At 60.9% G+C, this 25,672-nt stretch carries 24 protein-coding genes; 8 read left to right on the forward strand and 16 right to left on the reverse strand.

Annotated elements, in window-relative coordinates; all coding sequences use genetic code 11:
• The first annotated feature begins 45 nt into the window (after window positions 1-45).
• Both GA0061101_RS34465 and GA0061101_RS34470 read left to right on the forward strand, forming a co-directional pair.
• Window positions 46-1,656: an MDR family MFS transporter gene (locus tag GA0061101_RS34465; RefSeq protein WP_092576935.1), complete on the forward strand. Its 1,611-nt coding sequence runs from the start codon at window positions 46-48 to the stop codon at window positions 1,654-1,656.
• A gap of 48 nt (window positions 1,657-1,704) precedes the next feature.
• A complete protein-coding gene (locus GA0061101_RS34470; protein ID WP_425350047.1) occupies window positions 1,705-2,892 on the forward strand; it encodes an adenylate/guanylate cyclase domain-containing protein in 1,188 nt (395 codons plus the stop codon).
• Between the two features lie 136 nt (window positions 2,893-3,028).
• Here GA0061101_RS34470 and GA0061101_RS34475 read toward each other — a convergent pair whose 3' ends face one another.
• The 13 genes from GA0061101_RS34475 to GA0061101_RS34535 all read right to left on the reverse strand — a co-directional run bounded on the left by GA0061101_RS34475 (window position 3,029) and on the right by GA0061101_RS34535 (window position 17,524).
• Window positions 3,029-3,508, reverse strand: a complete 480-nt coding sequence (locus GA0061101_RS34475; protein ID WP_244655275.1) for an invasion associated locus B family protein — start codon at window positions 3,506-3,508, stop codon at window positions 3,029-3,031.
• Window positions 3,509-3,745: 237 nt separating this feature from the next.
• Complete coding sequence (locus GA0061101_RS34480) at window positions 3,746-4,216, reverse strand: DUF4189 domain-containing protein (protein ID WP_047552477.1); 471 nt, start codon at window positions 4,214-4,216, stop codon at window positions 3,746-3,748.
• Window positions 4,213-4,908 carry a hypothetical protein gene (locus GA0061101_RS34485; protein WP_092576943.1) on the reverse strand — a complete coding sequence of 232 codons (696 nt, stop codon included), beginning with the start codon at window positions 4,906-4,908 and terminating at the stop codon, window positions 4,213-4,215. The genes GA0061101_RS34480 and GA0061101_RS34485 overlap by 4 nt, the downstream gene beginning before the upstream one ends.
• A gap of 14 nt (window positions 4,909-4,922) precedes the next feature.
• A complete protein-coding gene (locus tag GA0061101_RS34490) occupies window positions 4,923-5,498 on the reverse strand; it encodes an invasion associated locus B family protein (RefSeq protein ID WP_047552483.1) in 576 nt (191 codons plus the stop codon).
• A gap of 7 nt (window positions 5,499-5,505) precedes the next feature.
• A complete protein-coding gene (locus GA0061101_RS34495; protein ID WP_092576946.1) occupies window positions 5,506-10,734 on the reverse strand; it encodes a beta strand repeat-containing protein in 5,229 nt (1,742 codons plus the stop codon).
• Entirely contained in the window at window positions 10,731-11,150 is a 420-nt protein-coding gene (locus tag GA0061101_RS34500) for a hypothetical protein (RefSeq protein ID WP_047552489.1), read from the reverse strand. Before GA0061101_RS34500 ends, GA0061101_RS34495 begins: the two co-directional genes overlap by 4 nt.
• Window positions 11,151-11,470: 320 nt before the next feature.
• Window positions 11,471-12,385, reverse strand: a complete 915-nt coding sequence (locus tag GA0061101_RS34505) for a helix-turn-helix domain-containing protein (RefSeq protein WP_092576949.1) — start codon at window positions 12,383-12,385, stop codon at window positions 11,471-11,473.
• A gap of 302 nt (window positions 12,386-12,687) precedes the next feature.
• Window positions 12,688-12,888 carry a hypothetical protein gene (locus GA0061101_RS34510; RefSeq protein ID WP_047552495.1) on the reverse strand — a complete coding sequence of 67 codons (201 nt, stop codon included), beginning with the start codon at window positions 12,886-12,888 and terminating at the stop codon, window positions 12,688-12,690.
• 424 nt (window positions 12,889-13,312) lie between these two features.
• A complete protein-coding gene (locus GA0061101_RS34515; RefSeq protein WP_092576953.1) occupies window positions 13,313-13,738 on the reverse strand; it encodes an HAD family hydrolase in 426 nt (141 codons plus the stop codon).
• Entirely contained in the window at window positions 13,693-13,977 is a 285-nt protein-coding gene (locus GA0061101_RS41205; protein WP_376774275.1) for a hypothetical protein, read from the reverse strand. Before GA0061101_RS41205 ends, GA0061101_RS34515 begins: the two co-directional genes overlap by 46 nt.
• A gap of 273 nt (window positions 13,978-14,250) precedes the next feature.
• Complete coding sequence (locus GA0061101_RS34525; RefSeq protein ID WP_047552498.1) at window positions 14,251-15,087, reverse strand: bifunctional allantoicase/(S)-ureidoglycine aminohydrolase; 837 nt, start codon at window positions 15,085-15,087, stop codon at window positions 14,251-14,253.
• A gap of 426 nt (window positions 15,088-15,513) precedes the next feature.
• Window positions 15,514-16,323: an SDR family oxidoreductase gene (locus tag GA0061101_RS34530; RefSeq protein WP_092576956.1), complete on the reverse strand. Its 810-nt coding sequence runs from the start codon at window positions 16,321-16,323 to the stop codon at window positions 15,514-15,516.
• Between the two features lie 7 nt (window positions 16,324-16,330).
• Window positions 16,331-17,524 (reverse strand): phytanoyl-CoA dioxygenase family protein, encoded by a 1,194-nt coding sequence (locus tag GA0061101_RS34535; RefSeq protein WP_092576958.1) that lies wholly within the window; start codon window positions 17,522-17,524, stop codon window positions 16,331-16,333.
• 107 nt (window positions 17,525-17,631) lie between these two features.
• Between GA0061101_RS34535 and GA0061101_RS34540 the strand changes: the two genes are divergently transcribed.
• Window positions 17,632-18,651 (forward strand): substrate-binding domain-containing protein, encoded by a 1,020-nt coding sequence (locus tag GA0061101_RS34540; RefSeq protein ID WP_162734475.1) that lies wholly within the window; start codon window positions 17,632-17,634, stop codon window positions 18,649-18,651.
• Between the two features lie 260 nt (window positions 18,652-18,911).
• Here the strand turns inward: GA0061101_RS34540 and GA0061101_RS34545 are convergent, their stop codons facing one another.
• Both GA0061101_RS34545 and GA0061101_RS34550 read right to left on the reverse strand, forming a co-directional pair.
• Window positions 18,912-19,544, reverse strand: a complete 633-nt coding sequence (locus GA0061101_RS34545) for a Vgb family protein (protein ID WP_047553244.1) — start codon at window positions 19,542-19,544, stop codon at window positions 18,912-18,914.
• A gap of 47 nt (window positions 19,545-19,591) precedes the next feature.
• Window positions 19,592-20,812 carry a DNA-binding protein gene (locus GA0061101_RS34550; RefSeq protein ID WP_037196978.1) on the reverse strand — a complete coding sequence of 407 codons (1,221 nt, stop codon included), beginning with the start codon at window positions 20,810-20,812 and terminating at the stop codon, window positions 19,592-19,594.
• Window positions 20,813-20,930: 118 nt separating this feature from the next.
• Here GA0061101_RS34550 and GA0061101_RS34555 point away from each other — a divergent pair, with 118 nt between their 5' ends.
• Both GA0061101_RS34555 and GA0061101_RS34560 read left to right on the forward strand, forming a co-directional pair.
• Window positions 20,931-21,725: a DUF899 domain-containing protein gene (locus GA0061101_RS34555; protein WP_037196979.1), complete on the forward strand. Its 795-nt coding sequence runs from the start codon at window positions 20,931-20,933 to the stop codon at window positions 21,723-21,725.
• Between the two features lie 3 nt (window positions 21,726-21,728).
• Window positions 21,729-22,007, forward strand: coding sequence for a hypothetical protein (locus tag GA0061101_RS34560; RefSeq protein ID WP_092576963.1), 279 nt, complete (start codon window positions 21,729-21,731; stop codon window positions 22,005-22,007).
• A 52-nt stretch (window positions 22,008-22,059) separates the two neighbouring features.
• Here the strand turns inward: GA0061101_RS34560 and GA0061101_RS34565 are convergent, their stop codons facing one another.
• The gene (locus GA0061101_RS34565) at window positions 22,060-22,962 is read right to left on the reverse strand and encodes a LysR family transcriptional regulator (protein WP_092576975.1); all 903 of its coding nucleotides are present in this window, start codon (window positions 22,960-22,962) and stop codon (window positions 22,060-22,062) included.
• Between the two features lie 178 nt (window positions 22,963-23,140).
• On the opposite strand from GA0061101_RS34565, the gene GA0061101_RS34570 reads away from it, so the two are divergent.
• From GA0061101_RS34570 to GA0061101_RS34580, 3 genes are all read left to right on the forward strand, one after another.
• Entirely contained in the window at window positions 23,141-23,866 is a 726-nt protein-coding gene (locus GA0061101_RS34570; RefSeq protein ID WP_092576966.1) for an SDR family NAD(P)-dependent oxidoreductase, read from the forward strand.
• The gene (locus tag GA0061101_RS34575; protein WP_092576968.1) at window positions 23,860-24,348 is read left to right on the forward strand and encodes a RidA family protein; all 489 of its coding nucleotides are present in this window, start codon (window positions 23,860-23,862) and stop codon (window positions 24,346-24,348) included. The genes GA0061101_RS34570 and GA0061101_RS34575 overlap by 7 nt, the downstream gene beginning before the upstream one ends.
• Window positions 24,349-24,914: 566 nt before the next feature.
• Window positions 24,915-25,672, forward strand: a 758-nt coding sequence (locus tag GA0061101_RS34580; RefSeq protein ID WP_092576970.1) for a porin, incomplete at its 3' end; no start/stop codon positions are given.

Here is a 25,672-nt window from a genome sequence, read left to right on the forward strand (position 1 = left end):
TATCGTCGTGAGATTATTTCCGCATCAGTCGGAAGGAGAAGCATCATGGCCACTCTTCAGATCGCCGCAAACAACAATTCCACCGCGGCAGCCGCCCCGGTCGCCCGACCCGTCATGAGCCCGCTGCGCATGTGGACCGCCGTGATCGGCTCCACGCTCGGCGCCTTCATGGCCGTACTGAACATCCAGATTGTCAATGCCTCGCTTGCCGACATCCAGGGCGCTATCGGCGCTGGAACGGATGATGGCGGCTGGATCTCGACATCCTATCTGATTGCCGAGATCGTCGTCATTCCGCTCAGTGCCTGGCTCGCCCGCGTCTTTTCGGTCCGCATCTATCTACTGACCAATGCCATCCTCTTCCTCCTCTTCTCGGTCGCCTGCGCCTTTGCGGCAAACCTGCAGCAGATGATTGTCCTGCGTGCCATACAAGGCTTCTCCGGCGGCGTCCTGATCCCGATGGCGTTCACCATCATCATCACGATGCTGCCGAAACCCAAACAGCCGATAGGCCTTGCCCTTTTCGCCCTTTCCGCGACCTTCGCGCCGGCCATCGGCCCGACTATCGGGGGCTACCTCACCGAAAACTGGGGCTGGGAATATATCTTCTACGTCAATCTGGTGCCCGGCGTTCTGATGGTCGGCATGCTCTGGGCGTCGCTCGACCGTGCGCCGATGAACCTTTCCCTGCTCGCCAGGGGCGATTGGCCGGGTATCATCACCATGGCGATCGGCCTTGCCGCGCTGCAGACCGTGCTTGAGGAAGGCAACAAGGACGACTGGTTTGGGTCGCCGTTCATCGTGCGCCTGTCCGTCATCGCCGCGATCTCGCTGACACTCTTTCTCATCATCGAGCTCCGGGCCGCCCATCCGCTGCTCAATCTGCGCCTGCTGGTACGTCGCAATTTCGGCTTCGGCATCGTCGCCAATTTCCTGCTCGGCATCGCGCTCTATGGTTCGGTCTTCATCCTGCCGATCTACCTCACACGCATCCAGGGCTACAATTCCGAGCAGATCGGCATGGTGCTTGCCTGGACCGGCATTCCGCAGCTGATCCTGATCCCGCTGGTGCCGCGGCTGATGAAGCGCTTCGATGCCCGCCTGTTGATCCTCGTCGGCTTCGCGCTCTTTGCCGCTTCGAACTTCATGAATGTCTACATGACCGGCGACTATGCCAGCGATCAGCTCTTCTGGCCGAACATCGTGCGCGCAGTCGGCCAGGCGCTGGCCTTCACCCCGCTCACCGCGATCGCCACCGCCGGCATCGAACAGGAGAATGCCGGCTCGGCCTCGGCGCTCTTCAACATGATGCGCAATCTCGGCGGCGCAGTCGGCATCGCGGCGCTGCAGACCTTTCTGACCAAACGCGAGCAGTTCCACTCGAATATCCTGACGAATTCGGTCTCGGTTTTCGAAGACGCCACCCGCGACCGCGTCGCCAGGCTCACCGGCTATTTCCTGAACCATGGCGTCAGCGACCAGGCGCTTGCCACCCACAAGGCAGTCGTCGCCATCGCTTCCAGCCTGCGCAAACAGGCCAACATCATGGCCTTCAGCGACACTTTCTTCCTGCTCGGCGTAGCACTCGGTGTCGCCCTGCTTGCCAGCCTGTTCCTCAAGAAACCCGGTCACCTCTCCGGTGCCGGCGCGCACTGAGCGCCGCACCTGAAACCGGAGGAGATAGTCATGACCATGCTGCTAGACATGCCCGAAACCGCAATTCTAAATTCCAGGGTCACACGCGCCGGCGTCAATACGGCAGCGACACTGAGCCTCATCGAGTGGCTGACCGGCGACGAGTGCCACGCTCTCGATGAGCCCGATCTCGTCTCCGGGCTGGGACGCCGTTTGCAGGCGCTCGGCGTTCCTGTCGATCGACTGACACTGCACCTGATGACGCTGCACCCTGAATTCATCGGCCGCACCATCGCCTGGGCACCGGGCGCGCCGATCGAGATCCACGACCGCGAACACGGGATGCGCCTGGCGCTCGCCAATACACCGCTCCAGAAAGCGCTGGAGACCCGCGAACCACTGATTGTCGGTCCAGGCGAGAGCCCGCATGGCCACTGGCAGCACATTGACATCTTCTCCGGCCGCGGGCTGGTACAACTGATGATAGCGCCGCTGTGCAACGCCGATGGGCCGATCAGCTGCGCGGCGTTCGGCACGAAGCGGCCCGGCGGCTTTACATCTGCCGAACAGCAGGTGATCGAGCGCATCCTGCCGGCACTGCGCAACACCAGCGAACTGCGCGTCCTGCGACAGTGCGAACTTAGCCTGCTCGACACCTATATCGGCCCCATGACGGCAAGCCGGATCCTTGCCGGACACATCCGCCGCGGCGAGATCGAATCCATGGAAGCAGCGCTTCTGCTCTGCGACCTTCGCGGCTTCACGGAATTGTCCAATCAACTCCCCGGCAGCACCGTCCTCGGACTGCTGAACGCTTATTTTGACAAGGTCGTGCCCGCGATCACCCGGGAAGGCGGCGAGGTGCTGAAGTTCATGGGCGATGCCGTTCTCGCCTTCTTTCCGGGCATCGATCCGCTCGGAGCCTGCCAAGCCGCATTGGTGGCCGCAAAAGCCATCCTCGATGAAGTGGACGACTTCCAATATGACGGTATCCGCGTCAAGGTCGGCATCGCGCTGCACTACGGCGAAGTCAGCTACGGCAATGTCGGCTCCGGCAACCGGCTGGATTTCACACTGATCGGCCCCGACGTCAATGTCGTCAGCCGCATCCAAAGCATCTGCAGCGAAAGGGGCGACGCGCTCTTGATGTCTCTCTCCTTCCGCGAAAAAGCGCGCATTGGAGACTCGGTCCCGATCGGGCCGCAGCGGCTGAAAGGGTTCGCCGATGCAATGGAGCTGTTTACGATTGCGCATTAAGGAAGCGTGTCAGAGGAACGCTATATATCCGACCGATCTCCTTGGTTCATACCATGGACCGTCGCATGCCGCAGTTTATGGCATTCTTCCAAGTCGGATCAGACCTCTGCTAAACTTTGACTCTCCCCGGTATTTTCTACCGGGGATTCAAGGCGGCAACGCGATCGAGGGCTGCCGAGAACCCATGTAGCGACACCTGAAAGCTCAGCGGCTTGTCCGCATCGGCGGTAACCTTGAAGTTTAGGCGCGAGCCCGTCCGCAACTTTGCAAGTGTCGCGGAATCGATCGCCAACAAGGCAATGCATCCTGTCGGCAAACAGGTGCGGAAACGCATCGGCTTTAAAGGCGGCTGATCATCGACATTCGGCGTTACGCCGGAGTCGAGGACGATGCCGAACGGGAGGAGAAACGTTGCGATCGCACTGCCATCGGGGCGCATCTGCATCTCGACGGCAAGCAGCCTCTGACCGTTCTGCTGGGTCTGATCCTGCGAAATCACGCATGCCGGCGCCTTGTCGCGCAGGTTGCATGCAACCCGCCAGTCCTGGTAGGTTTCCTGCACGGTCGATGCGCCGTTTGGCATAGCTGACTGGGCAAAGGCTGCCGGAGCAAGCATGAATATGAGGCTCGAACAAAGAAGGGCAAACCCCGAACGAGACATGCTATCGATCGTCCTGTGGGGTCGGGTAGATGTCGCGATGAGCAAGGGAGCACGTCTTTCTGTTACAAGGAGGACACCATCCTCGATTGGGTCTATAGGGCGGTGAAGGACGAAGGGCTGAGGTCCGCGCGACCGCTCGAAGCATGGCCTCCGTGGCTTCCATCCCGGTGGCCGCACCCGGTCACGATCGGGTCATGTACACACCCACTCGCGAACCTTGCATTGCGACCCTGAGCGCCCGCATGCTTTGAGAGCAAGGTCCTCGGCTTCTTGGCGCGTCGGTGCCGAATTTGCGCTCCACGGCGTGATGCGATTGTTTTCCTGCTTGCCGATGGCGAGCACGCCGCAGTGATAATACGGAAATCCAGTGTTGTCGTCGTCATCCCAATGCCGGTGATTGCGGAACACGCTGACCACGACACACTTGCTGCCGCCGTCCCGCTCGCAATGCTTGAGGGCGATATCCATGGCTTCCTGTCGCTTGTCGGCACCCCAGAAGAAACCGTGCTTCTCGTCTGGCGTGGAGTAGGCGATTGCGGCCCATATGCCGCGCTCGGGCGGCGGAACGGGAACCTCCGCCTCCGTGGAGAGGTCAGCCGCGCTCGGGTGCCCTGTGGAGGCGAGCAGCATGCCGATCGCCGCAATGCTGGACCTGAATCTCATTTGGCACCTCCTTGCTTCCCTGCGGCCGACGCCACGGAGATAACGATGCAGCCGTTTCCGGCCGGCAGGAGCATCGCGTCGCCTCCGCTATTGCCAAGTTCGTAGACGCCGACCTGTCCAAGAGTGTTGATGAGCTTGCTGCCGTTGGAAAACTTTGCCGAAATATCCGCGCAGGAGGCCGTGAACGGCGCCACGCGGACCATTGAGCCTTCGCAACCGGATGCGACCGGCGCAGCGAAGACGACGCCCGCGGCCGGGCCGCTATAGCCCTGCGTGGCATAGTTCATGCCCACGAGTGCCTGCACCGCATGCTTGTCGGCGGCCCCGTTATTCCAGACCGACTGGACATTGTATTGGGTGCCGTTTGTCAACAATTCGCCGAGCGCGGGAAAGACGGTGGAGCAGGATTGCAAGCCCGCCTGTTTGGCGTGCTGCAGAAACGGCGTGTCGGCCAGGGCTTGATTGGCTTCGTTGGTCGCCGCAACAGCCGGCTGCGATATGAAATTCTCGACCGCATCATAGTGCATGACGATGGCGGCGGCGGCACCGACAACGGCAATTCCGAGCAGCGAGAAAATGACTGCTTTCCGCCAGTCGCGCCTCGGCTTCCCCTGGTCGCTGACCGTGCTTTGGCTCTCAGTGCCGTTCTGGTTCCGGGATATTATTCGATCATGGATTGATTGCTGATTCATTGAATATGGATCCGTCAATTTATCGCCTTAACGGCTGTGGAAAGGCCCTTGAGGGTGGCGGTCACGCTGATCGTCGTCCCATCCGTCGTCAAATAGGAGATCATTGGCGCCGCGTTTTTCGAAATCTGTTCACGCAGTACAGGCCCCACCGGCAGCATGCCGACGCAAACCGCTTTGTTGCATCCTTCGAGTTGGACTTGTATCGGTTCCTTGCGTCCCTCGAACCTCAGCGAGACAAGGCCGTTGCTCGCGGCAACCGGGGCGGTGCGCAAGATCATGTAAGGATTGCCTGTCTTGTTGGCCGCAAGCGACCAACTGAACGCAACCTGTCCTGCCTGGTTCTCGATGATCTGGGTAACATTGCAAACCCGTTGGCGGATCTTCAGGTTTTCGTCGCAAATCAGTGTCCAGTTTTCGAACGGACGAATGGTCCTCTGATAGTCACCAAGCTTCAGTTCCGGAGGCACGACGACTTCGGAAGGCTTTATTCGATAGTCGGAAGAGGCCGCCTCCTGTCCGGCCGCGGGCGGACCGAACAGGAGCACACAGGCGATGAAAGCCACAACGCCGGAAAGCGTTCCCTTGACCATATCGGACTCAATTCAAAGTGACGCTGAGACCGGCGCCGATACCGACTTGCCCGCCGGCTGCCGTACCAGACAAATTCCCTCGAACTCGACCGTTTTCACTGGTGTAGCCTGCGCCGAAGGCCAGGGCACCTTCTCCCCGCCACAGGCCGCCGCCGACCGCCACGCTTACCTTGCCCGGACGATCGTCATAACGAAGCGATGCCGCGGCAAGCCCTATCGCGGCCGCCTGCCTCGCCTCCGAGCGTACGTCGCCAAGCTCCTGGTTCAGCCGACCGAATTTCTGGTCCGTATAGTTGTTGGCCGCAGTCAACGTGTTGGCGGCAGCGGTGTCCGCATACGATTTGACCTGAGTGACGCTATCGCCCAATTGGGCAACATTCACGGCATCCGTGGGGGCGACGCCCTTGCCGACGTTGGAGATAACCACCGGCGCATTCACGTCACCACCCTGCAGCGTGATGCTGTTCTTCTTGCTGCCGTCGGGATTGAGGTCATACGTGACGGCATTTTTGGTGATAGTTCCAACACCGGTCTGCAGACTTTCAACCGCGGAATTGGTGGCATAAAGCTGCGATCCGTTTATGGCGTCCGTACTGTCAGCCGAAATGCGGCCTGCCGCGACATTGGTTATGGTCCGCTCCGCGCCTTGAGCACCAACGCTGACGGTACCGACAGGCGTGGTCCCGGCAAAATCGTAATGCTGTCCTTGAATGGTCGTTCCGGACGTGCCGACAGCCGCTTGTGTTACGGAACCGGAGCCCAACGCCACATCACTGGCATTGTTGGCCTGCGCGCCCTGGCCGAGGGCAACAGCCCCCTGTCCCACGGCGGTGGCTCCATGTCCGGCCGCCAGGCTGTTCGTTCCGCTGGCGACGCTTTCCGGGCCTATCGAGACGCTATCAGTGCCGGAGGCCTGAGAGTCCGCCAGCGTCGAATTGGCATGGAAATACTTGATCCCGCCGCCATTGGTAATGTTGGTCAGCGTGCTATCGACCGCACCGAAGGCGTCATAGACGGTCGAATAGCTGTTGCCCTGGACGTTGTAAGTCGGACCGGTGATCGAGCCATCGGGATTGACCACTGTGGTGCCACCGAAGAGATTGGCGACATTCTGCGAGACGCCTCGCAACTGCGAGACGTTGACCGCATCCGTATTTGCCGAACCGGCGGCAAGATTCGTCAACTTGCGCTCCGCTCCCGCCGAGCCGATCGATACCTCGCCGACCGAGGTCTGCGGGCTCGCAACAGCGTAAGCCGTGTAGTTCGTCTCGGCGCCGACGGTGGTTATCGATTGCGCGCCGAGCGCAACGCTATTGATGTTGTTGCTTTGCGCACCAGCGCCGAGCGCGACCGATTGAATGCCCGCTGCCGTCGAATTCGTGCCGAGTGCCACGCCGTCAGCCAGCATGACGTGGGCGTTCTGGCCGATTGCCGTTCCGCCGGGTGCCACCTGATCAACGATGGCACCGTTGCCGATACCGATGCCGTTGTCCCCATTGACCACCGTGGTCGGGCCTACCGCCACCGACTCGGCGCCGACGGCGAGGGAATCGCCGGCGGCCGAGTTCGCATGGAAGTATTTGCTCGGCGTCGTTGCGACCGAAGCGATGGCGCCTTGGAGCTGTCGAACCGTGACGGCATCCTGAGCGTTGGTGCCGTCAGCGACGTTGATGATTTGCCTGTAGGACGTGCTCGAGCCGACCGATACTGCGCCCAAAAGTGTTTTATCGGTCGTATTGTATTGAATGAAGTTCGTGGGACCAGCCGCGATCTGGCCAGTGGTCGGCGCCAGGGTGCGATCGGAAATCGATCCGGAGCCGAGGGCGACCCCACCGTCGATGGTCGCCTGGCTGGCCCGTCCAAGCGCGAGCGAACTGTCGGCTACAGCGGTAGCGTTATATCCGACCGCGGTGGAGCCGACGCCCTGAGCGGAGGAATCGCTGACGGCAAGCGTGCTGTCATTGGTGCGCACATATCGGATGCCCTTACCATTCGCATCCGTATAGGTCGTCGATGTGTCACCGGCGATATTGTTGATCGTATTGCCGAGATTGGTCAGATTGCCGTTGATGGTCGTAATGTCGGTTGTGTTCTGCGTCACCTGCTGGTTGGTGGCAAAGAGCTGCGAACCGTTGATCGCATCTGTCGAACCATTGTTGAGGCGGCCCGCCGCAACATTGGTGATGGTGCGCTCAGCGCCCACCGCCCCGATACTCACTGTCGAGGAGGGTGTCGTACCGGCGAAATTATAGGTAGTGGTGCCGATCACGGTGCTGGCCGTGCCGACCGCTACGGCGGTCACCGAGCCGGAACCCAGCGCGACATCGCCGGCGTTGCCGGCGGTCGCGGCGGTGCCGAGAGCAATCGAATCACGACCGGATGCCTTCGGACCGCCGCCAAAGGCGTTGCCGATCGCGATGGCACCATCATTCGTGGCCTGTCCCGCACCAATGGCAACCGCCCCGGTCTGCGGCGAATTGCTGAGCGACGCGGCAAGCGCGCCCGAACCGAGCGCCGTGTCGGATGACGCCCGTGCCGCGGCACCGGTGCCGACCGCAACACCGTTCGCGCCGGCGGCACTCGCACTGACGCCAGCAGCAAGCGCGTTGGCGCCGGTGGCCCCGGCGTTGTTGTAGTTGGTGTCGGTTCCCGGCGCCGTGCTGTTGACGCTATAGTCGTGAGTCGCACTTGCGGTGATCTGGTCCGAGAGCGTATTGGCAACGCTGTAGAGCTGCGAGCCGTTGATCGCATCGGTCGAGCTGTTGTTGATCCGCCCGGCCGCGACGTTGGTGATGGTCCGTTCCGCCCCGACCGCGCCGACGCTGATCGTCGAGCCCGGCGTGGTACCTGCGAAGCCCGAATAGGTGACGCCGTTGATCACTGCATTGGGCGTGCCGACCGCGACGGCGGTCACCGAGCCCGAGCCGAGCGCCACGTCGCCGGAGCTCGCGGCCGCCGTCGCGCCATTGCCCAATGCGATGTTGCCGACGAAACCGGATGCGCCTGCGGTGGAGCCATTGCCCAGCGCCACGGAGCCCTGGCCGATCGCCTTGTTGTTGTTGCCGATCGCGACTGCGCCGGCCGCCTGGTTGGCGGCGCTGGCACTTGCCGTTCCATCGCTGTTGGCGATGTTGTTGGCGCCGCCGGTGAAGGCGCCGGTGCCGCTGGCATAGCTCGGATCGCCGATCGCGACCGCGCCGTCACCGTAAGCGGAATTGCCCGCGCCGATGGCGACGGCCTTGCCGCCGGCTGCGGTTGCGCTGGTGCCCATGGCGATGGCATCGGCGGAAGAGGCCTTAGCATTGTTACCGACGGCGATGGCGCTCGTCGCCGATGCATTGGCGCCGATGCCGAGTGCAGTACTGGCGACTCCGCTGGCATTGGCGCTGACGCCGGCAGCCAGAGAATTGTCTCCCGCTGCAACCGTTCCGGATCCGTACGCGGCGGCATTTGTACCACTGGCGAGAGCCGTCCGTCCTGTAGCAACGGCATTGTCGCCGCTGGCGTTGGCCCCGGCGCCCGAAGCAACCGACACGGCGCCACTGGCACTCGCATTGTTGCCAAGCGCGACGCTGGACGTCCCGGTGGCGGCAACGGTTGCGCCCGAACCTATCGCAACAGCGCCGCCAGCAGCGAGCGTCTGCGCCTGGTTACCCAAGGCAACACCGAAAGCCCCCGATGCAACGGTAGTAGGACCGATGGCGAGCGAATTGGTCCCCGAAGCGGCGGCTGATTGGCCGAGAGCGATGGTACTGGTTGCGGTCGCCTTGCTTGCGCGCCCCACTGCAACAGCGTCGGTTTGGGACGCTGTCACATCCGTGCCGATGCCTATGGCACTCTGAGCCGTGGCACCTGTTCCTGCGGCGGTGCGCGAGCCGAGATAGATCGAGTTCAGCCCGCTCGCAGTGGCCCCGGCTCCAATCGCCGCCGCATTGATCCCTGTCGCCATGGCGTTGTGGCCGATCGACGTCGTATCATTGGCGCTGACGCCAATACCGGCGTTGGTTCCAAGCGCGATATTGTCGTTGCCCGTGACGAGGCTGCCCGCGGAGGCCTTTAGGGTGGCGTCGTAAGCGACAGTACCGTCGCCGCTTCCGAACGCGAGGTTGCGCGTCCCGGAGACGCCGGAGCCGGCGCCTCTCATGACGCTGGCGATACCGCCGCCGATCGCGCTGTTCTGGGCGCCGCTCACGAGCGTGCCGGCGGCGATGCCCACCGCAAGGGAATTCGTATTGGCGGTGGTTGAGCCGGCGCCGGCGCCCTGTCCGACGGCAACCGTGCCGTCGCCGCTGGCCAGCGTCTGCCCGCCGAGCGCGAGCGCGGTGTTCCCCGTCGCGCGAGCCAAATTGCCGACAGCAGTCGCTGCGGGACCGGATGCGCTGGCCTGAGAGCCCGCGGCGTAAGCATAATCGGCGGTAGCGCTGGCCGCATAGCCCACAGCGGTAGCGGTAAAGCCGCTGGACACCGAGTTGTCACCGAGCGCGGTGCCGGCTTGCGCCGCGCTGAGGACGTTTGCACCCGTTCCCACCGCCGTACCGCCTTGCGCCAGCACCTTCGTCCCGAAGCCCAACGCCGTTCCATTATTTCCCTGCGCGCTGGCCCCGGAGCCCAACGCGGTAGCGGAACCGCCGCTTGCGGTAGCGCTGACGCCGACGGCAGTGGCGTCGGAGGCGGTGGCACTGGCCGTGGAGCCGATGGCAGTCGCGTTTTGCCCGTTTGCAGTGGTGTTGACACCGTAGGCCGAAGCCCCATCCGCCAATGCGCGGGCGTTTCCGCCTACGGCTAGAGCATTGACTCCAGTCGCGTTCGCGAAGACACCCATGCCTATGGCGTTGAGGCCATTGACACCCATCGCGTAGCCGATGGCGATCGAAGCATCGCCTGTTGCGCTGTTGGAGGTGCCCAACGCCACGCTGTTCGCACCATTCGCTTGGGTAACGTTGCCGATGGCGACGGCGTTGCCGCCTGTCGCGGTTCCACCGCCGGCGGCATACTGCGCCAGAGCCGGTGTGGCAATGCCCCCGAATGCGATCGCAACCAGTGCCACCGCTCCACCAATACCCAGCATCCCGTGCCCCAGACGGCTCCGCTTGAAGCCGAGCACGCGAGATGCCATCCGCAGCACCGCCATCAGTCGGCGGCGACCCATGCGATTGCCATCACCGCCCGAAATCCAGCTTCGTGCAAATCCGTTACGCGATTTGGTCTGCAGATGTTCCCCAACGCACTTGCTCATGCTGCTTTCTCCTCGCTGCTATCTGGACGACCAAGCACGCGTGAACCCGCATCGGCGGCTGCATCGTCGTTGAAATTATGCGCTTGCAGAAGCGCGCGACCCATTTTGGCGGCCTGACTTTCGAGCTGTTCACGGACAGTATCGGCCCATGGCTGCGTCAGCTCCGGAACGGAATACAAGGCAGCCTCGGCCCGATCGGGCGGAAGCTTCATCGTCACCAGGGCGCGGCAGACATCGAAATGGAATAGCGGCTCCCCTTCCCCATAGGCCGGAGAGGTCAAACCGAAGACGAGGCAGGCAAATAGATAATCGACCTCCGCGCCGGTCAGGCGGCTGGCATATCGATCTTGCAAGGCAGTCCAGGCTACCTCGATCTTCGGAGCAAAGATTTCAAATTCAGGGAATTGAATGTCCATAAACCCACCGAATTAATACCATAGCGAGTTTGGCCATATTTGCGGTGTTGGTATTTTAGAAAACTACGGACTGTTTATAAGAAATTCCGGTCTTTACTCGGCGAACAGTAAGTGTGTCCGCTTTGCCACACTCAATTCGGCCTGTTCCGCTTTTCATTGGACCATAGCGCACCGGTGTCGAGCGTCGGCCGACGAACCACAAGCACGCCACCAGATGAATGATTTTTCAGTGTAGACGCGGGCGGAACGAATGGCGTCGCGCCCATATAGCCATGAGCGGACCTGCTCAAAATAGCAAATTCCACCAGAGCCAGGACCGATTACCGTGCAAATCGTAGCTCGGTCGGCGTTCTTCCCCTGTACTTCTTCATGGTGGCGGCCAAATGGCTTTGATCCGAAAATCCGGCCATGTAGGCAACTTCGGTAATCGCGAACCCACTATCGACAAGCAGTTTTTCCGCAAAATCCAAGCGCAGGTTAATCAGGTAGCGATGCGGCGGCACTCCAAACGTCTTGGCGAACCTCACTATGAAGTGATTCGGTGAAATTCCCGCTACCGACGCGAGCTCGGCGATATGTACCTTTTGCGTAAGATGTTCCATGAGGTATTCTTGAACACGTCGAGCGCTATGGGCGGAGAGCCCGCCCTTGGGTGACGCAGACTGCTTCTTGCGGCGTGTATAAGTGCGAAGCAGATGAATACCGAACAGCGTCACCAACGAGTCCAGATAGAGCTCATTCGGACGTGCTTTCTCAGTCAGCTCGCCGGAGACCCTCTGGGCTATATTGAGCGCCCAGAGATCGACTGTACCGAAAGCAGGCGGCTCAAGCTCTACATCGGCGAGATCGAACTCATGAAGAGCTAACTCGGACAGCACTTCGGGAGGTATAGCTACGACGAGATTTTTTCTGGTCGCCAACCAGGAGAGGCTACTATCGACGCCCGCAGGATTAATGGCGATACAGCCGACCGGCGCATCGTACTCCGTAATTTTGTCGCTACCGAGCGAGGCTCTCAACTTGCGCGCGGGCGCCAGCACAATTCCAACAGAATGCTCCTTGGCCAGGAACTTCTGCGATCCGGGGCTGCGAATGGAGTGTATCACGCTCCCTCGCATGGTGGCCTTTCTCGGACCTGCGCTTTCCGGAATTATATCGAAGACATATCGTTCCGCCAGCCCACGATCAACATCACCGTAAGCGCCTCGCTCCCGAGGCTCTTGCGTATCTCTCATTCTGTATCGCCCCGCCCGAACGAAATCATCTATGCACGAACCAGCAGGCAGGACTCCAAGCGTTGCTTGACGTCCCTTCTTTTCCCAACCCCACTTGCCGCACAGCGCCGCCAAAAATCAGCTGAACGCGCGCAGTTTAGATAGGACAGAACAGTTAATTGTGAAGGCGGAAATGTGTGTGACGCAAAAGAAAGAACCGGTTGCTTGCACCTTTCGTCGATCAGTGCCTGGACGTGGTGCCAGCCGGCCGATCGCTCTCCAGATTGAGATCGAGCTTCCTATCTTACCGCAAGAGCCTCTGGTTACAGATCACCGCGACGGTCCTCATAGAGATCCCATGCCAGGTCCGCCAAGGCCAAAAGAACATCTTTCTGATTCCACCCGGCCGCAACCGCTGCTTGGATAATTTCATCGACGAGAGGCCGCAATTGGCGCTGGCACTCGGTCGAGATGTCGGCAGCGGCTTCATCCGCCGGAGGTTCACCGAAGTTGAACTTAACCATCAATGCTCCCACGCAATCAATATGTCGGTTACCATATTCACTACACAAGATAAATAAAGCAAGAAACGTAGAATCCTTGAAGGGTGGCTCCAGATCACCGCAGTTCTATGCTTCACCGCAGCAACATGGGTCAGGGCCGCCTTAAAGTATGACTTAACGCTTCATGGGGTGGCTTGTTTTAAGTACTGTTATGATAGCATTTTTGCTGAACGTTCTACGAATCAACAAAACGGCCTTGATCCCGATCACATCACACTTGTCTAGGTTGTTTTCGGCGTGCCTGCGCTGAACGCACGCGAAAGCGACCGGCATGAATGACGAGCAGGCGCGACCAAGAGCCTGCGGCTTCCCTTCCGGACGGATCTTTATGATTGTTACGACCTATGAGGGCCGCCTTGGGAGAGCCTGACGCGTCCAAGGGGCCTTAATACTGCGCCAATCCACATTGCTGCAAAGAGGCTGTCGCTGCGGCTCTGTCCCGAAAGTCCGATACCACGGTTGCGCCCGCGCTTGCGAGGATTTCCGCCTTCGGGCCTGTTCCTACGCCGAGGAAGTGCAACCCCAGGGCCGCGGCAGTCTTCAGGTCCCAAATTCCGTCACCGATCGAGACAACCCGGCCTGGGGTGAAGGCGTAATGTATTCGAGCTGCTTCGATCGCCTGCACGACCAGTTCTTCCCGCGTCACATATTCGGAAGCGGTCACGAGCAAATCATCCGCAAACTTGACACCGATCGCGGTCAGTTTTCTTCGTGACATTTTGCGCAGCCCACCTGTCGCGAAGGCAACAGCCCAACCCGCATTTCTCAGATGTTCGACAAAGGCGGCCGCACCAGCAATTTCGGCAATGATCCGCCCCTGGGCGCGATCACCGTTTGGCCAGCCTTGTCGCCTTCAGGCTCGACGGCATCCGTTACGACAGATGGTTGAACAGGCAGTTGTCGCGCAACACCCGGATTGTCCGCAGCGGCTGCCCGCTTGGAAATGCTGTTCGAGATTCGCACCGTCGTCCCGTCCTGGCTCACCACCAGCTCGGAAATTCGCGACCGACCGACGAATTCGATCAGCATTTTGATCTTTTGCAGATCCATGATCTCTCCACCATACACGGCGTTCGAACTGCCTCCCCGCGCCAGGCTGGAAGCGAGCGCAAGGCACGGCCGGCCAGTCGAAGCGATCAGGATAGTTACACAACGCCCCGCATGATGGGGGCAAACAAAGTTTCAATGGAGCGTCATCTCCGGCTAAGGACCGGCGGTACAGCCGGCAGCCGGCAATGAGAAGAATTCGGCTATGCAGCCAACCCGCTGAACAAACAAAAACCCGCGCCGGAAGGGCGCGGGGTGCTGAAGATAGTAGCGAGCCTAACGGCGCGAACCGAAGGGGCGGAGCGTCATGTGGCGGTTGACGTCCTTGTAGAGCAGGTAGCGGAACGGGCCGGGGCCTCCGGCATAGCAAGCCTGCGGGCAGAAGGCGCGCAGCCACATGAAGTCGCCGGCTTCCACTTCCACCCAGTCCTGGTTCAGGCGGTAGACGGCCTTGCCTTCCAGCACGTAGAGGCCATGCTCCATGACATGGGTCTCCGCGAAGGGAATGACGGCACCGGGCTGAAGGGTGACGATCGTCACATGCATATCGTGGCGGAGATCGGAAGGATCTACGAAACGGGTCGTCGCCCAGCGCCCTTCCGTGCCGGGCATGGTGGACGGCGTGATATCCTTCTCGTTGAGGATAAGCGGTTCGGGATGATCCAGCCCTTCGACGGCCTCATAGGCCTTGCGGATCCAGTGGAAGCGGGCATGGGCGGTGCTGCGGTTGTGCAGCGACCAGGTCAGGCCCGGCGGCAGGAAGGCATAACCGCCCGGCTGGAGAATGTGCTTGCCGGCCGGCAGCGTCAGTTCAACCTCGCCATCAACGACGAAGAGCACGCCTTCGGCTTCCGGATCCTGCTCCGGCCGGTCGCTACCGCCGCCCGGCGCCACTTCCATGACATATTGGGAAAAGGTCTCGGCGAAGCCGGAGAGCGGGCGGGCAATCACCCAACAGCGCGTGTCGTTCCAGAAGGGCAGGAAGCTGGTGACGATGTCCTGCATCACCCCCTTGGGGATGACCGCATAGGCCTCCGTGAATACAGCTCTTCCTGTCAGGAGATCACTTTGCGGCGGATGGCCGCCAAGGGAAGAGTAGTAGTTTCTTTGCATCGTCTGGGCCCTTCGTTCTCAGAGTTCCGGGAGGCTGCGGCATTCGCCTCCATATTAGATGGTGTCAAAGCCTTAACAAGGATATCCGGGGACACCTGCAAGCTTCCATGCGCAAGACTACTCCGGATGTGGGACAATATCCTCCCTTCGTTCCACCGGATCTTTCGTGCTGCCGCGCTCAATCAGGAACTGAAGGTGGTGAATCGCCGTACTTCGAAGTCGGCGGAAATATTTATCAAGATTCTCACAGGCGTCGAGGTCGGCGAATTCGTTTTCGCCAACCCGCCTTTTCAGAACATCGGATGGAAGGCGTATCGAAGTAGATCGCCTCCTGGGGGTTCGGTACAAAGCAAGCCTCGGGCTCAGCGCCAATTGACGCCGCTGCTCATCGTCGGTGCGGGAGCATCCCCCGCCAGCCGCCCTGCCTTAAATCGCCTCCCTCGGATGCGGTGTATCTTCATAGGCGCCCCAGATCGATTGATCCAGATTGATGGCAGCGCCGGTCATCAGACCGGATTCCCTGGAAGACAGATAGGCGACAGCGCGTGCAACCTCGGCCGGCTCGACAAGCCGGCCGAATGGTTGATTGGCAGCCGCCTTCGCCAACCAGTCGTCGCCAGCGCCATGATACTCCCGTTGGATGCGGTCCTCGCCATCGCTTGCCATCCAGCCGATATTGAGCGCATTGACCCTGATCCGGTTTCTCAAAAGGGCGAAGGCAGTGTTGCGGGTCAGCGTGTCGAGCGCCCCCTTGGACGAGCAATAGGCACTGATGAAGGGCTGCCCGGCCATCGACGACATCGAGGAGATGTTGACGATCGTGCCCTCGATGCCATTGGCGATCATGTTCTTGATCGCGTCCTGCATCAAAAAGAACGGCGCACGCACATTGACTGCGAAGATCCGGTCGAACAGCTCCGGATCGGTATCGAGAATCGTGCCCCGGTCGGTGATCGCGGCAACGTTGACTAGGGCGTCGATCCGGCCGAACCGCTCGGCCGCTGTGTCTATGACCTTGCGGCAATCCTCAACCCGGCCGAGATCAGCTGCGACGAAGACGACCGGCGTGCCATATCGGTCACCGATCTCCCGTGCCTTGGCCTCGCCCTTGGCGGTGCTGCGGCCGCAGATCGTAATCCCTGCGGCGCCGCGCTCGGCAAAAAGACGTGCGACTTCCGCACCCAGCCCCTGCGTGCCGCCGGTGACGACGGCAAATTTTCCATCCAGGCGATTCATCGGACCTTCACGCCTCCCTGCGTGTTGCGTGAGCCGCGATCAGCTCCGCAAAGCGCCCAGCATCCACCTTGGCGTCGATCGCCTCGGCCATGATCTGGGCCTGCGTTTTCGGTGCAAGGCCTCCGACCGGCGGATCGCTGTCGAGATTGGTGGGGAAGGCATAGCCTTCGGCCGTCGATGCGATCACATTGGCCGCCTCGGCGCGGTTCAGCGCGCCTGCCTCAAGCGCGGCGAGCAGCGCAGGATAGACTGTGACCGACATCCGGTTCCGATTGATGCTTTCCATTGCCCGTCCGAATGCCGATGACACCTGCAGGAGATTTGCCATGCGGTAGATGTCCTTTGAGACATTGTTGCCGGCGCCATGCATGACCGCCGGATTGAAGAAGACGGCATCGCCCTTCTTCAGCGGCAGCTGCACATGGTGCTCCGCGAAGTGCGCCTGAAACTCCGGACGGCCGAAGGCGATGTAGCCTTCGAAGAACGTCTGAGAATAGGGCAGAAACAGCGTCGGTCCGCTTTCGAGCGGCATGTCGCAATGCGCGACGGCTCCTTGCAGGGTGAGCAGAGGCGAAACGGCGTGGATATGTCCGGGATAGGCCTGCATCTGCTGGGGCGTCATGAAGCCGAGGTGGTAGTCGCGATGCGGCTTCTGCGCGGTGCCGGCTGGATTGACCCGGTTCATCTGCGCGGTCATCTGGTAGCCGGCGCCCAGCCAGGCTTCCGATACCATGGCGACGGCGGTGGAGGCATAGTAGCGGGTGAAATTCTCCGGATCCGCCAGGCAGTGCTTCTCAAGCGAGTTCCAAATGCGGTCATTAGCGCCGGGCTTGGCAAAGTGGTCGCCCGCGCCTTTGCCTTTCTCGCGCTCGTCGCGGACGATTGCATCGAACACGGCAGTGGCACGATCGACAACCGCACCGTCGGGCATGGCATTCTTGATGGCGATGATGCCGGGACCGGAGGTGAATGCTTCGACCCATTCAGCCATCAGCGCGCGGCGATCATGTTCATCTCCTGCGGCGTTCCGGACCTTCTCGCCATCATAGATGAGGATGTTCTTCTCGATTCCGTCGGCAAAGGGCCAGTCTGCCGGGTCAGCAGTCTTTTCGACCAAAGTCCTGAAATGATCGAAGCTGCCGCAATCGGCCGAAAGCCAAACTTTCCGGCTGCGCCGGCTGGCGAGCGTCTGAGTGTCCATGGTGATCTGCTCCCGAAGTGGTGTTGGACTTATGCATTGATCGTAATATCCGCCCGGCCTATGAGAAAGGCAGAAAAGCCCTCAAAAACACCTCAAAAGGAAAACCGGTGACATCACGCTTTCCGCTGAAGGATATCGCCTTGCAGGCCGGCCTCAGTCTGGCGACCGTCGACCGGGTGATGCATGAACGAGCGGGCGTTCGCGCCGTCACGCGAGCGCGGGTCGCGGCGGCAATTTCCGAACTGGAACGGCAGTATCTACAATCGGGCCTCGCCGGGCGGCGCTTCGTCATCGATGTCGTGATGGACACGCCTCAGCGCTTTTCCACGGCGGTACGCGAAGCATTCGAGGCCGAACTACCCGGCATGCGTCCCGCTTCGTTTTCCGCACGATTTCACGTCGCCGAGACGATGAGCGAGCAGGAATTGCTGTCCATCCTGCACGCCATACGCCGGCGCGGGAGCCATGGTGTCATCCTGAAGGCCGCTTCGACGCCGGCGATTGCCGAGCTTGCTGCCCAGCTCATGGCGGCAAAAATTCCGGTCGTCACGCTGGTGACCGATCTGCCGGCAAGCTCCCGGATTGGCTATGTCGGCATGGACAACCGGGTGGCGGGTGCGACGGCGGCCTATCTGCTCGGGCGCATGGCGGGAGGGCGGACGGGCAAGGTGCTGGTGACACTGTCGAGCAGGCTCTTTGCCGGTGAAGACGAGCGCGAACAGGGATTCCGCAATGTGCTCGCCGAGCGATTTCCCTGGCTTTCCGTCGCGCGGATCTCCGAAGGTTTCGGCGTCGATCGCACGACAGAACTGCTCGTTCGCGATGCGCTGGAACAGGAACCGGACATTCGCGCAGTTTACTCGATCGGCGGCGGCAATCGCGCCATATTGAAAGCCTTCACCGAGGCCCGGCGCGAATGCACGGTCTTTGCGGCTCATGATCTCGATCAAGATAATATCAAGCTTCTGGCCGCAGGCGACATTGCCTTCGTCATTCATCACGATCTGCGGCACGACGCGCGCAGCGCTTGCCAGCTCGTGCTTGCCTATCACCGGATGCTGCCGGCCGATTTCCAGGTGGCGCAGTCGCGGGTTGCGATCGCAACACCCTTTGATCCCTCGCACTGACACGCAGATTGACGAAGACACGATGACTTCGTTAGCTGATCGGCACGGGAAAGAAAGAGCGCGCGGATTGGCGAGGTGTTGGTCCGAATTCTGCAACTGTCATTTCGTGCGCGGGCCGCCTCTGCGCGATGCGCGTTCGCCACGACTATAGGCGCCCTTAACGGCTGCTCAAAGACGCAGACGAAGCGGTGTACCCAACGTGACCAATTTGCCATCGATACAAATAAGCAAGCATGTGCAGAAACGCCGCAGCATATCCCTCAACGCGGGCGGCGGATCGCTCGCACCTTGCCGCTGCCGCCGCCACCGGCGAAAAAGAGGTCGCCGCCGTTGGATTCGAGGCCAGAGACGCCGGTGCCCTCAGGCATTTCCAGCCGTTCCAGCACTTCGCCCGTCATCGGATCGATGCGGCGAACGTCGCTTTCGTCGCCGTCCCAGGTGCCGTGCCACAACTCGCCATCAACCCATGTGACACCCGTAACGATACGGTTGGATTCGATGGTGCGCCTGATAGCACCGGTTTCGGGGTCGATTTCGTGGATCTTGCGGCCGCGGTGCTGGCCCACCCACAGGCTTCCCTCGCACCAGGCGAGACCCGAATCGCCGCCGTTGCCGGGCGCGGGAATGGTGGAGAGCACCTTTCCGCTCTCGGGATCGATTTTGTGAATCCGGTCCTCGGCGATCTGGTAGAGATAGCGCCCGTCGAAAGCGGTGCCCGCATGCGAGGCGACGTCGATCGAGCGCACCTGCGCTCCGCTTTCTGGGTCCAGGGCGTGCAGCTTTTCGCCAGAGGCGAACCAGACATGCCGGCCGTCGAAGGTAACGCCGTTTACGCGGGGCGCATTCTCGAAGGGGCCATATTCGCGAATGACCTCAGCTTGAGACTTTTTCATAGTATCCATCCTCCGGTCAGCATCTGTTGAATTCGGCAGCTCCAACCCTAGTCGCTCGGCAGCGGTCCCGGGAGTAACAATGTTGTCGGGAAGCCGACGACCGGCGGCATCATCCAGCGACAAGCGCGGCCATTGCCGATGCTTTGCACCCGCCCGGTGGCCGCCAGTGCATCGAGCGCCCGCTGCACCGTGCGCGGACTTGTGGCCAGCGCGATCGCCAGCGCCGAACTCGACCAGGATTCGCCGTCGGCGAGCAGCGCAAGCAGAGAGGCGTGCTCCGCCTCGACAGGTGGCGCCAGCACAACGATATCGCGTTTTCCATGCGGCGTCAGCGCAAAGCCGTGCGTCGTCGCGCCAATATCGGCAAAAGGTTCCAACGCAGTGCGCAGCCTGCCGATCTCGACTCTGAGCCGTGCCCGGTGGGATTCGTCGGCATGGCGGGCGTGGAAAGCGCGGGAAAGCAGCACGGCGCGCGACGCGTCCGCGGGAGCAGCCTCGGCAAGCACCCGCGCCAGTGTAAACAGCACCGGCCGACTCGCCAAAGACACGACTTCACCGCCGCTGCGCACGACATTGCGGCAGGCGTCGATGACCAGCGCTCCGGAGGACAGCAGAGCCTCCACCTCGCCGAGCGAAAGCAGGCGCTCCCTGCCGTGTGCGATTAGCCGGGCCGCCGGTGCGTCGAGAACGCGCGCGGCGTCGCGCACTTCGATCGTGAGCGCGGGAATGCCGGCCTTGCGTGCTGCCTCCGCCGCTCGCGCCAGGGCACCACGGGCCTGCTCGGTACGAAGGCGGCGGATAGCGATACCGGCAACCGCAAGCTCATGGCTTGCCCTTGCGGCCGGCGGTAGCGGCGAGGGATCAAGTTTCGCGAGCATCCGTTCGGCCTCGTCGAGATGACCGATAAGCAGCAGGCGGCGTATCTGCAGGTTGCGGGCGTGAGCGGCATTGATGCGGTCGCCATGCTTGTCGAGGACGGCCCGCGCCGTCTCCAGCGTCTTTTCCGGCCAACCGAGATCTCGCGAAACGAGGGCAATCTCCGCCTCGGCCACGACGCAACGGGCGCGGGCCACCGCCTCGCGGGGGCCGAAGGCGCGCGCGGCGCTCTTCAGCAGCGTCTTGGCGCGGACTAGGTCGCCGAGCTGCGCCATCGCAATGCCGCGAAGCGCCAGCGCCGGTGCATCGTCGCGTAGCGCCACGCGTTTCATCGCGCCCAGCGGATCGCCTGACGCAAGCGCCTGTGCGGCGGCGATGATCAGCGAGTCCATCGAAATCCCGTCACACTTGTAACTCCCACCCGTCCTGCTTCCAGCCGTAAGTTATTCCCCATCGGCCTGCAAGATGCCGCGCCGGATAGACAAACCTAGCAGACACAGGAGATCAACCATGACGATGCACAGGACAGGAACGCGTAAGGAGTGGCTTTCGGCGCGGCTTTCCCTGCTGGAAGAGGAAAAGGAGCTGACGAGGCGCAGCGATGAAATTGCCGCGAGCCGCCAGCAGTTGCCCTGGGTAAGGGTGGAAAAGGACTATCGGCTCGAAACAGGGGATGGCACGGTTCCGCTCTCGGCGCTCTTCAAGGGGCGCTCCCAGCTTCTCGTCTACCACTTCATGTTCGGACCGGACTACACGGCCGGCTGCCCATCCTGCTCGTCGATCGCCGATGGCTTCAACGGCTTTGCCGTGCATCTTGAAAACCATGACGTCGCCTTTTCCGCGGTATCCCGGGCGCCGCTTGCGAAACTGCAGGAATTCAAACGTCGCATGGGCTGGACCTTCGACTGGGCCTCGTCGGCCAACAGCGACTTCAACCACGATTTCAACGTCTGGTTCACACCGGAGGAGCAGCGCGACGGCAACATCGAATACAACTACCGCCGCGAGCCGCCGATGCCCGAGCCGCTGGCGGGCAAGACGGTGCAGCAATGGGAGTTGCGCGGCAGCGAAGGCCCGGTCGCGCAGATCGCCTCGATGACAGGAACGGATGTCGCGACTTACACGCGCGACCGGCCGGGTGTCAGCGCCTTCGCTATGCAGGATGGCGAGATCTATCACACCTATTCGTCCTATGCCCGCGGACTAGACGGCCTCTGGGGCATGTATCAGTGGCTCGACCGGGCGCCGCTCGGCCGCAACGAAACCGGTGTCTGGTGGCGTCATCACGACCGCTATGGAGCCTAGCCGATGTCCAGATTGTCTGAAATCCACGAAAGGGCCGGCGCGCGTGCCGCCGGCCTGCTGCAATATGCGGGCATCGGCCGCTGGCTTCAGCTGGCCGCGGCGCCAACCTTCGCCGCAATGGCGCTGCTGACCGCCCGCGATGGCGCAGCCGACATGATCTGCTCGGTGCAAGGCGGCTCGCTGTTTGGCGGAATGGCGCCGATGTATCTCCTAATGAGCCTGTTCCATGCCGGAGCCTGGCTGAGGCTTCTTGCAGGAGAAGAGAGTGCGCGAGGCCCTTGAGCGACCCTCTGCCTTGCTGCTCGAGCCAATCAATCCGACTATCGGAACATGGTCACCGCAGCGGAATCCAGAGCGGGCTCTTCCAGGCCTTCAACGCATCGAGAAAGACTTGCAGCTTCGATGGCAGGAAGCGCCGTGTCTGATAAACCGCGTGCACGAAGATTTCGGGCGAGGACCAATCCGGCAGGAGGCGGACGAGTTCGCCGCGTTCGATCCGGTCGTCACAATAATTCGAAGGCAACAGGCCTACGCCGTGGCCCTTGTAGGTAAATGCGCTTACCGACTGGAAATCGCGGCTCGCGATCGGTCCCGAAACCTGCACCTTCGCCGATTTGCGGCCGTTGACCAGATGCCATTCGGTTTCATTGTTGCGGCCATTCAACAGGACGCATTGATGCTCCCGCAAATCCTCGGGTTTGGTGGGTAGGGCACGACCCTGCAGATAGGTCGGCGTCGCGACTACATAACGGACGCTCTTGCCGACGCGCTGCGCAATGATCGTCGAATCCTGCAATTCTCCGAAACGGATGGCGAGATCGACATTCTCGGCGATCAGATCGAGAAACGTATTGGTGATGAAGAGATCGACCTGGATGCGCGGATAGTTTTTCAGAAACGCAGAAATGAAATCATAGAAGGGTTCCTGCCCCAGGACCACCGGCACGGAAATCCGAAGCAGGCCCTCCGGCTTTCTCTGTGCGTGAATGAGCACCCGCTCGGCATCATAGAGGTGGTTGAGCGGCTCGTTGCACTGATTGAAATAGGCGCGTCCCTGTGCGGTGAGGTTCAATTTGCGTGTCGTGCGCTGCAGGAGCGTCACACCCAGCTGCTCTTCGAGCGCTGTTACTCTGCGGCTCACCGTCGAGACCGGCATGCCGAGCGCATGGGCGGCCCGGCTGAAGCTCTCGAGCTGCGCTACTTTCACGAAAACAGCGATGTCGTTCAGATCAGTCATCTTCTGATTTTTGCATAGATGGAAAATTGATTCCATATATTTCCATCTAATCACGTAAAGCCCAAGTGGGCATATTCCTCCCACGAGAGCAAACCAACCACCTCATCCTCTCTCGATCGGTCCGGCCTTCCGGGCCGATGCATGGCGGTGAGGTCGCTTCGTGAAATGGAGAACGACAATGCAAACAGAAAAAACAGTAGTGATTACCGGTGCTTCGCAGGGCATTGGTGCCGGCCTTGCCAATGCCTTCCTCGACCGAGGCTATAATGTTGTCGCGACATCGCGGCGCGTCAGTCAAACCAACGAGATCAAGGCCTCCGACAGGCTGGCTCGCATCGACGGCGACATCGCCGATCCCGCCACGGCTGAGCGCGTCGTCGAGACCGCGCTCGCCCGCTTCGGGACGATCGACGCTCTGGTCAACAATGCCGGGATTTTCTTCACCAAGCCGTTCATCGACTACACCCTGGAAGATTACCGCAAACTATCCTCGACGAATCTGGAGGGTTTTCTGCATCTGACCCAATTGGTCGTGCGCCAGATGTTGATGCAGAAGACCGGCGGCAGTATCGTCAGCATCACCACGCCTCTGGTTGATCACCCGATCGCCGGCGTCAACGCTTCCGTCGCGATGGCCACCAAGGGTGGTATCGAGGCACTCTCCAAGAACATCGCCCTCGAATACGCAAAGGAAGGAATTCGTGTGAACACGGTAGCGCCCGGCGTCGTCGACACGCCGCTTCACAAGGATAATCCGAGGGATTTCCTTAACACGCTGTCGCCGATGCACAGCATTTCCAGCGTCCGGGAGATCGCCGACGCCGTCCTCTTCCTGACAGAGGCTCCGCGTATAACCGGGGAGGTGCTGCACGTCGACGGCGGCGCACATTTGGGAAAATGGTAAGCGCTGGCGAAGCGCCGGCCGCTGGCGCAGAACAGCGGCTGAAGGATCTTGGTATCGCGCTTCCTCCGCCTCCCACGCCGTTCGGCGCCTATGTGGAGGCGGTGAAGATCGGAAAGCTGCTGTTCCTGAGCGGAATGCTCCCGGTCGTTGACCGCAAGCCGCAATATGTTGGACGCGTTGGCGGCGAACTATCCGCAGAGGACGGACGCAAGGCGGCCGAGATCGCCACCTTGAGCGCGCTTGCCGCCATCAAGGAATATCTTGGTTCATTCGACAAGGTGGCAGGCATCGCCAAGCTCGGCGTCTATATTGCGACGGAAGGCGATTTCCGGGATCATCCGAAAGTGGCCGATGGCGCATCCGAGCTCCTCCTCAAGGTCTTCGGCACGGAGATGCTGTCGGGCCGGATCGTCCTCGGAGTGGTCAGCCTGCCCCTCGGCATGCCGGTTGAAGTCGAACTCGTGCTCGAGCTCGCAGAGTGAAACACCGCGCCCCGGTCCGGTCGGGGCGCTTCACATCCGTCCGCGCCACGCCCCCTGTGGTTGCTTCCTGCAGGGGGAAAGCTCGCGGGACGATGATGGAACAAGCTGTGGTGACTTCGGCGTCCAACCCGCCCGCTTCCCAGGCTCGCCGCGCGCCAAGCTGAACCCTGTCGCTCTGCGGCATGCTTGATGCAATTTGACGTTACGGTTTAGGGGCGATTGATTCATACGAAATACGGTGAGCGAATACCAATTAAGGCTTATAGTAGTATATCCACAGATTACATACATTTATCAAATATTTCTCTATTAATACTTATAATATTCGAGCATATATTATGTTTATACATTTTGTTTCTGCGTGATGCAGTTGCGCATCTACTACCTATTGATATGAAGAAATTACAAAGCATGACCGAAATATTGGATTTCGGCACGTGCATTTCCTTCTCTATCGTATGCGCGGGGGGCCGTCGGCTTCCAATCAAGGGGGAACAGCCGGATCAATGAACGTAGCGGGTGGTCGTCAGCGTCGTTCCGATCAGGCATATCGATTGGAGAAACTAATGAATATCAAGAGCCTTCTTCTCGGCTCCGCTGCTTCACTGGCAGTAGTTTCCGGCGCTCATGCGGCCGACGCTGTCGTCGCTGCTGAGCCGGAGCAGCTTGAGTACGTCCGTATCTGCGATGCTTACGGCGCCGGCTACTTCTTCATCCCGGGCACCGAAACCTGCCTCAAGATTGGCGGCAAGGTTCGTACCGAAGGTCAGTGGTACAGCGCGTATGATCCGAACGCCCGTTTCGGTACGCTCTGGCACACCCGCGCTGAGCTGCAGCTGCAGACCGCGACGGACACCGAATACGGTCCGCTGAAGACCAACACCGAGCTGCGTTGGGACTGGGACGACGGCGGCTCGACGTTCACCAACCTGCTGCATGCCAGCATCAGCCTCGGTGGCTTCACCGTTGGTAAGGAAGACTCGCAGTTCAACGTCTTCACCGGTTATGCCGGCGACGTCATCAACGACGACGTGGTTTATGACGGTCCGTACGAGCTGAACCAGATCACCTACAACTACGATGCAGGCAACGGCTTCACGGCTGTGATCTCCGTCGAAGATACCAATTCCGGTACGGGCGCTACTGGCGCTAACGGCGAAGACAGCTCCGACCATTACGCTCCCGACGTTGTTGCCGGTGCCGGCTTCAAGTCTGGCGCATGGGGCTTCAAGGTTGTTGGCGGCTACGACTCGATCGTCGAAGAAGGCGCCATCAAGGCTCGTGTCGATGCTGACTTCGGTGTCTTCTCGGCCTTCTTGATGGG

Origin of the sequence: Martinezella lusitana (assembly GCF_900094565.1) — a bacterium.
GTDB classification, from domain to species: Bacteria; Pseudomonadota; Alphaproteobacteria; order Rhizobiales; family Rhizobiaceae; genus Rhizobium; species Rhizobium lusitanum.

What these genes read in the sequence shown, in the direction of transcription:
- GA0061101_RS34495 (WP_092576946.1), bottom strand. Translation starts at nt 10,734, where the DNA reads ATGAGCAAGTGCGTTGGGGAACATCTGCAGACCAAATCGCGTAACGGA.
- GA0061101_RS34570 (WP_092576966.1), top strand. Translation starts at nt 23,141, where the DNA reads ATGCAAACAGAAAAAACAGTAGTGATTACCGGTGCTTCGCAGGGCATT.
- GA0061101_RS34500 (WP_047552489.1), bottom strand. Translation starts at nt 11,150, where the DNA reads ATGGACATTCAATTCCCTGAATTTGAAATCTTTGCTCCGAAGATCGAG.
- GA0061101_RS34550 (WP_037196978.1), bottom strand. Translation starts at nt 20,812, where the DNA reads ATGGACTCGCTGATCATCGCCGCCGCACAGGCGCTTGCGTCAGGCGAT.
- GA0061101_RS34465 (WP_092576935.1), top strand. Translation starts at nt 46, where the DNA reads ATGGCCACTCTTCAGATCGCCGCAAACAACAATTCCACCGCGGCAGCC.
- GA0061101_RS34485 (WP_092576943.1), bottom strand. Translation starts at nt 4,908, where the DNA reads ATGAATCAGCAATCAATCCATGATCGAATAATATCCCGGAACCAGAAC.
- GA0061101_RS34525 (WP_047552498.1), bottom strand. Translation starts at nt 15,087, where the DNA reads ATGCAAAGAAACTACTACTCTTCCCTTGGCGGCCATCCGCCGCAAAGT.
- GA0061101_RS34535 (WP_092576958.1), bottom strand. Translation starts at nt 17,524, where the DNA reads ATGGACACTCAGACGCTCGCCAGCCGGCGCAGCCGGAAAGTTTGGCTT.
- GA0061101_RS34510 (WP_047552495.1), bottom strand. Translation starts at nt 12,888, where the DNA reads ATGGTTAAGTTCAACTTCGGTGAACCTCCGGCGGATGAAGCCGCTGCC.
- GA0061101_RS34505 (WP_092576949.1), bottom strand. Translation starts at nt 12,385, where the DNA reads ATGAGAGATACGCAAGAGCCTCGGGAGCGAGGCGCTTACGGTGATGTT.
- GA0061101_RS34470 (WP_425350047.1), top strand. Translation starts at nt 1,705, where the DNA reads ATGCCCGAAACCGCAATTCTAAATTCCAGGGTCACACGCGCCGGCGTC.
- GA0061101_RS34565 (WP_092576975.1), bottom strand. Translation starts at nt 22,962, where the DNA reads ATGACTGATCTGAACGACATCGCTGTTTTCGTGAAAGTAGCGCAGCTC.
- GA0061101_RS34480 (WP_047552477.1), bottom strand. Translation starts at nt 4,216, where the DNA reads ATGAGATTCAGGTCCAGCATTGCGGCGATCGGCATGCTGCTCGCCTCC.
- GA0061101_RS34575 (WP_092576968.1), top strand. Translation starts at nt 23,860, where the DNA reads ATGGTAAGCGCTGGCGAAGCGCCGGCCGCTGGCGCAGAACAGCGGCTG.
- GA0061101_RS34555 (WP_037196979.1), top strand. Translation starts at nt 20,931, where the DNA reads ATGACGATGCACAGGACAGGAACGCGTAAGGAGTGGCTTTCGGCGCGG.
- GA0061101_RS34530 (WP_092576956.1), bottom strand. Translation starts at nt 16,323, where the DNA reads ATGAATCGCCTGGATGGAAAATTTGCCGTCGTCACCGGCGGCACGCAG.
- GA0061101_RS41205 (WP_376774275.1), bottom strand. Translation starts at nt 13,977, where the DNA reads ATGGATCTGCAAAAGATCAAAATGCTGATCGAATTCGTCGGTCGGTCG.
- GA0061101_RS34545 (WP_047553244.1), bottom strand. Translation starts at nt 19,544, where the DNA reads ATGAAAAAGTCTCAAGCTGAGGTCATTCGCGAATATGGCCCCTTCGAG.
- GA0061101_RS34560 (WP_092576963.1), top strand. Translation starts at nt 21,729, where the DNA reads ATGTCCAGATTGTCTGAAATCCACGAAAGGGCCGGCGCGCGTGCCGCC.
- GA0061101_RS34475 (WP_244655275.1), bottom strand. Translation starts at nt 3,508, where the DNA reads ATGCTTGCTCCGGCAGCCTTTGCCCAGTCAGCTATGCCAAACGGCGCA.
- GA0061101_RS34490 (WP_047552483.1), bottom strand. Translation starts at nt 5,498, where the DNA reads ATGGTCAAGGGAACGCTTTCCGGCGTTGTGGCTTTCATCGCCTGTGTG.